Genomic DNA, 4,831 nt, shown 5'->3' with positions numbered 1-4,831 from the left:
CACCGGCCAGCGCCGCCGGGTTGGTGCAGGCCACGGCCATCCCGGCCGGGCTGCCGGCGGGCGGGCGGCCGAACAGGCTGGCGGCCGGCACCGCCATGGTATCGCGGAAGCTGACCCAGCTGACGACGCAGCCGGTCTGGGTCGAGGAGCGGCAGAGCGGCGTGGACTTCAAGTCGCCGCCGACATCCTTGCCCTCCGGCACCAGCAGATTGTGGCCGGCGAGATAGGCCGCAATGATCTGTTTGGCGGCCGGCTTGCCCTCGATCTCGTTCTGGATCAGCGCCTTCAGCACGCCGCTGCCCTGGCTGTGGCCGATCAGGATGACGCCGCGGCCCTTGTTGTTGTGCTTGAGATAATGCGCCCACGCCGCCTTGACGTCGCCATAGGCCATGGCCCGGTCAGCCGTGTCACCCTTGCCGGCCATGCGGTCGCGCAATGCCGCCAGCGTGACCTGGCGATACTGCGGCGCGAACAGGCGGCAGGCCTGGCGGAACGGCGCCGCCTGGGCCTGGGCGACGAATTTTTCCGCTGCATCGGCGGTCATGTCGCTGTTGGGCGTCGGGTCGGTGGAAACGGTGGGATAGACGTAGAAACAGTCGATCTTCGGCTTTTTCGCTGCCGGCAGCAGATCGAGTGAGATCGCCGAAATGTCGGCCGGCACCCGGCTGACGCTGGCATCGCCGCTGCACGGGTCGGCGGCACCGGGGCGGCACAGCCAAGTCTCGGGCTTGGCATAGTCGGGGGTTTCCGCGGCCAGCGTGGGCGCGGCGAGCAGGGTGAGGAGCGTGAAGAGCGTGCGTTTCATGCTTTGTCCTTTTGGCGGGCCCTCGGTCCTTACTTCCAGCCATCCTTCAAAACCGGCGAAACCTCTTCGCCCATCTTCTCCAGCATTTCGATGATGCGCTCCCGGCCCACATCATTCTGCGCCCAGAACATCGGGCCGCCGCGATAAACCGGCCAGCCATAGCCGTTGATCCAGACGATATCGATATCGCTGGCGCGCTGGGCCTTGCCTTCGGCGAGGATGCGGGCGCCTTCGTTCACCATCGGGAACAGGCAACGCTCCAGGATTTCCTGATCGTCGATGGTGCGGCGGTTGATGCCCTTCTCCACGGCATAGGCATCGATGATGGCCAACGCTTCCGGGTTGGGCGTGCGGTTGCGGTTCTCGTCATAGACATAGAAGCCCTTGCCGTTCTTCTGGCCACGCAAGCCGGCTTCACAGAGCCGGTCACGCACGGTTTCGCCCTTCGAGGTTTCGGCATTCCAGCCGATATCGAGTCCGGCCAGATCGCTCATCTGGAACGGGCCCATCGGGAAGCCGAAATCGGTGAGCACACGGTCGATATCAGCCGGCGCCGCGCCTTCCAGCATCAGCAGATTGGCCTGTTGCTGGCGGCGGGCGAGCATGCGGTTGCCGATGAAGCCGTGGCACACGCCGGCGACCACCGCGATCTTGCCGGTGGCCTTGCCGATGGCCATGGCGGTGGCCAGCACCTGGGGATCGGTCTTGGCGCCGCGCACGACCTCGAGCAGCCGCATGACGTTGGCCGGCGAGAAATAATGCATGCCCAGCACATATTCGGGCCGTGTGGTGGCCGACGCGATCTCGTCCACATCAAGATAGCTGGTGTTGCTGGCCAGGATGGCGCCGGGCTTGGCGATCTTGTCCAGACGCCCAAAAATATCCTTCTTGATCGCCATGTTCTCGAACACGGCCTCGATGATCAGGTCGCAATCGGCGAGATCGTCCATGTTCAGCGTCGGGGTGAGACGGCCCATGCGCGCGTCCACCTCGCTCTGCGGGAAGCGGCCCTTGTCGGCACTGTTCTGGTAATTCTTGCGGATGATGCCAACGCCGCGATCCAGCGCTTCCTGCTTCATCTCGACGATGGTGACGGGGATGCCGACCGACAGGAAGTTCATCGAGATGCCGCCGCCCATGGTGCCGGCACCGATCACGCCAACCTTCTTGACCGGCAGCGGCTGCACATCCGCTGGCAGCCCGTCGATCTTGGCGGCGGCGCGTTCGGCGAAGAAGACATGGCGCTGGGCTGCCGATTGCAGCCCGTTCATCAGCTTCATGAATTCACTGCGTTCGACTTTCAGGCCTTCAGCGAAGGGCAGGGCAACGGCGGCCTCGATGCACTTGATATTGGCTTCGGGTGCATCAAAGCCCTTGAACGCCTTGGCATTGGCCTTGCGGAACTCGGCGAAGAACGGTGCCAGTTCGGCCGCAGTGCCGCCAATCTTGCTGCTGTCATCACGCACCTTTTTCAGCGGGCGCTTTTCGGCGACCAGCTTTCGGGCAAAGGCGATGGCACCGGCAGTCAGGTCGCCGTCCACGACCTCGTCCACCAGCCCGGTGGCCAGCGCATCCTTGGCGCCCATCTGTGCGCCGCTGGTCACCATTTCAGTGGCCTTTTTCGCGCCCACGATGCGCGGCAGACGCTGGGTGCCACCGGCGCCGGGCAGCAGGCCCAGCTTGACCTCCGGCAGGCCAAACTTCGCCTTGGCATCGCTCACCCGGTAGTGCGCGCACAGTGCGACTTCCAGGCCACCGCCCAGGGCCGTGCCGTGGATGGCCGCGATCACCGGCACAGGGGAGGCTTCCATCGCATCCTGCACGGCCGGCAGCGAGGCGCCGCGCGGCGGCTTGCCGAATTCGGAAATATCGGCGCCGGCGATGAAGGTGCGGCCGGCGCAGACCAGCACGGCGGCCTTCACGGCAGAATCAGCGGCAATGGCGGCAAAGGCACCGGCCAGCCCGTCGCGCACATCGGCGGAGAGCGCGTTGACTGGCGGCGAATTCACCGTGACGACAGCGATGTCGCCGTCTTTCGACAGATCGACGACGGTGTTGATGGCGGTCATGAGCGCATTTCCTCCCAAGGCGTTGCTTTAAGGACACTGCTAGCACCTGTTTGGTGAGATTGCAGCCTTGTGGATAGGCCAGTGTTTGCGTAACTTGCCCGGCAATGGCGATGAAACTGACCCTGAAGCAGTTGATGATGCGCTCCGCCCTGCCGGCGGTGTGCCTGACTGTCGGTGGCTATTTCGCCTTCCACGCTGTGTCCGGCCCCACTGGCTATGTCGCCTGGCGCGAATACAAGGTGCAGCGCTCCAAGCTGCAGCAGGCGGTGGTGTCGAGCGAGGAGCAGCAGGCCGCGCTGCAACGCCGGCTCGTGCTGCTCGATCCGCGCCATGTCGATCCCGATCTGGCCGACGAGCTGGTACGCCGCAATCTTGATCTGGTGAAGCCGGACGAGGTTGTGGTGCCGCTGCCGGCCACTCAGGCGCAGGCCGCCAACTGATCCGCTGAATACGAATGCGTGTAACCAGTCCGGCACATCGCGCCGGATGAGGGCTTTGCGCGGCCTGTGCGACATTTTATACCAGCAGGGTAGCGCCAGTGAAAGGTGAAGAACTTGGCTCGCAGCCCCGGCCGCAAGGCATCATCCGCACCGCCGATTCCCAACTGGCCGCGTCCTGACGAACCGGAGCGGTACACCGCCTCGCGTGAAGAATTGCTCGATATGTATCGCCAGATGGTGCTGATCCGCCGCTTTGAAGAGCGCGCCGGCCAGCTTTATGGCATGGGCCAGATCGGCGGTTTCTGCCACCTCTACATCGGCCAGGAGGCCGTGGTGGTCGGCATCCAGGCCGAACTGACCAAGGGTGACAGCATCATCACCGGCTATCGCGATCACGGCCACATGCTGGCCTGCGGGATCAGCTCCAAGGCGGTGATGGCCGAACTCACCGGCCGCGCCGCCGGCATCAGCCGCGGCAAGGGCGGTTCCATGCACATGTTCAGCGTGGAGCATGGCTTCTTCGGCGGCCACGGCATCGTGGGCGCGCAGGTGCCACTGGGCGCCGGGCTGGCCTTTGCCCACAAGTACAAGAACGACGGTCACCTCGCGGTCACCTATTTCGGCGATGGCGCGGCCAACCAGGGCCAGGTCTATGAAAGCTTCAACATGGCCGAGCTGTGGAAGCTGCCGGTGATCTTCGTCATCGAGAACAACCAATATGCCATGGGCACTTCGGTCAATCGCGCCAGCGCCGAGGATCAGCTCTACCGCCGCGGCGAAAGCTTCCGGGTGCCGGGCCTGCAGGTGGACGGCATGGACGTGCTGGCCGTGCGCGGCGCGGCCAAGGCGGCGGTGGAGTGGGTGAAGGCCGGCAAGGGGCCCTTGCTGCTGGAAATGAAGACCTATCGCTATCGTGGCCATTCGATGAGCGACCCGGCCAAGTATCGCAGCCGCGAGGAAGTGCAGGCGATGCGCGAGAAGAGCGACCCGATCGAGGGGCTGAAGAAGCTGATCCTCGATGAAGGCCATGCCGACGAGGCGGCGCTGAAGGCCATCGACCGCGAGGTGCGGGATGAAGTGGCCGAAGCCGCCGATTTTGCGCTGGAAGCGCCGGAACCAGCGCTGGCTGAACTCCACACCGACGTGCTGCTGGGAACCTATTGATGCCGCAGATTCTCCTCCCCGCCATGTCGCCCACCATGGAAGAGGGTACGCTGGCCAAATGGCTGGTCGCCGTGGGTGATACGGTAAAGCCGGGCGACGTGATTGCCGAGATCGAGACCGACAAGGCCACGATGGAGCTGGAAGCCGATGATGGCGGCACGGTGACCGCGCTGCTGGTCGCGGCCGGTTCCGAAGGCGTGAAGGTGGGCACCCCGATCATCAACATTGCCGGTGAGGATGAAGCCGCAGCGCCGGCTCCGGCCCCGTCTGCACCGCCGCCGCCTGCCGCAGCGCCGGTTGCGGCCGTTCAGGCAACGCCTGCCGCCACACCGGTGGCTGCCCCGGTGGCTGCC

The 4,831-nt window shown here is 65.0% G+C and carries 5 protein-coding genes; 3 read left to right on the top strand and 2 right to left on the bottom strand.

All coding sequences use genetic code 11. The features are described 5' to 3' along the window. Positions 1 to 805 (bottom strand): DUF3089 domain-containing protein (locus GJ693_RS13820; protein ID WP_156256860.1); only part of this gene is annotated, 805 nt, incomplete at its 3' end. A gap of 29 nt (positions 806 to 834) precedes the next feature. After that, complete coding sequence (locus tag GJ693_RS13815; protein WP_156256859.1) at positions 835 to 2,874, bottom strand: 3-hydroxyacyl-CoA dehydrogenase NAD-binding domain-containing protein; 2,040 nt, start codon at positions 2,872 to 2,874, stop codon at positions 835 to 837. Between the two features lie 110 nt (positions 2,875 to 2,984). Between GJ693_RS13815 and GJ693_RS13810 the strand changes: the two genes are divergently transcribed. The 3 genes from GJ693_RS13810 to GJ693_RS13800 form a co-directional block, all read left to right on the top strand. Then, positions 2,985 to 3,314, top strand: coding sequence for an FtsB family cell division protein (locus tag GJ693_RS13810; RefSeq protein ID WP_197042207.1), 330 nt, complete (start codon positions 2,985 to 2,987; stop codon positions 3,312 to 3,314). Positions 3,315 to 3,428: 114 nt separating this feature from the next. Further along, complete coding sequence (pdhA, locus tag GJ693_RS13805) at positions 3,429 to 4,478, top strand: pyruvate dehydrogenase (acetyl-transferring) E1 component subunit alpha (protein WP_156256857.1); 1,050 nt, start codon at positions 3,429 to 3,431, stop codon at positions 4,476 to 4,478. Continuing rightward, on the top strand, positions 4,478 to 4,831 hold a 354-nt coding region (locus GJ693_RS13800; protein ID WP_235902930.1), incomplete at its 3' end, for a biotin/lipoyl-containing protein. The genes pdhA and GJ693_RS13800, both read left to right, overlap by 1 nt.

The organism is Sandarakinorhabdus oryzae, from assembly GCF_009733735.1.
Classification (GTDB): Bacteria; Pseudomonadota; Alphaproteobacteria; order Sphingomonadales; family Sphingomonadaceae; genus Sandarakinorhabdus; species Sandarakinorhabdus oryzae.
This window is presented reverse-complemented; position numbering and strand designations above follow the sequence as displayed.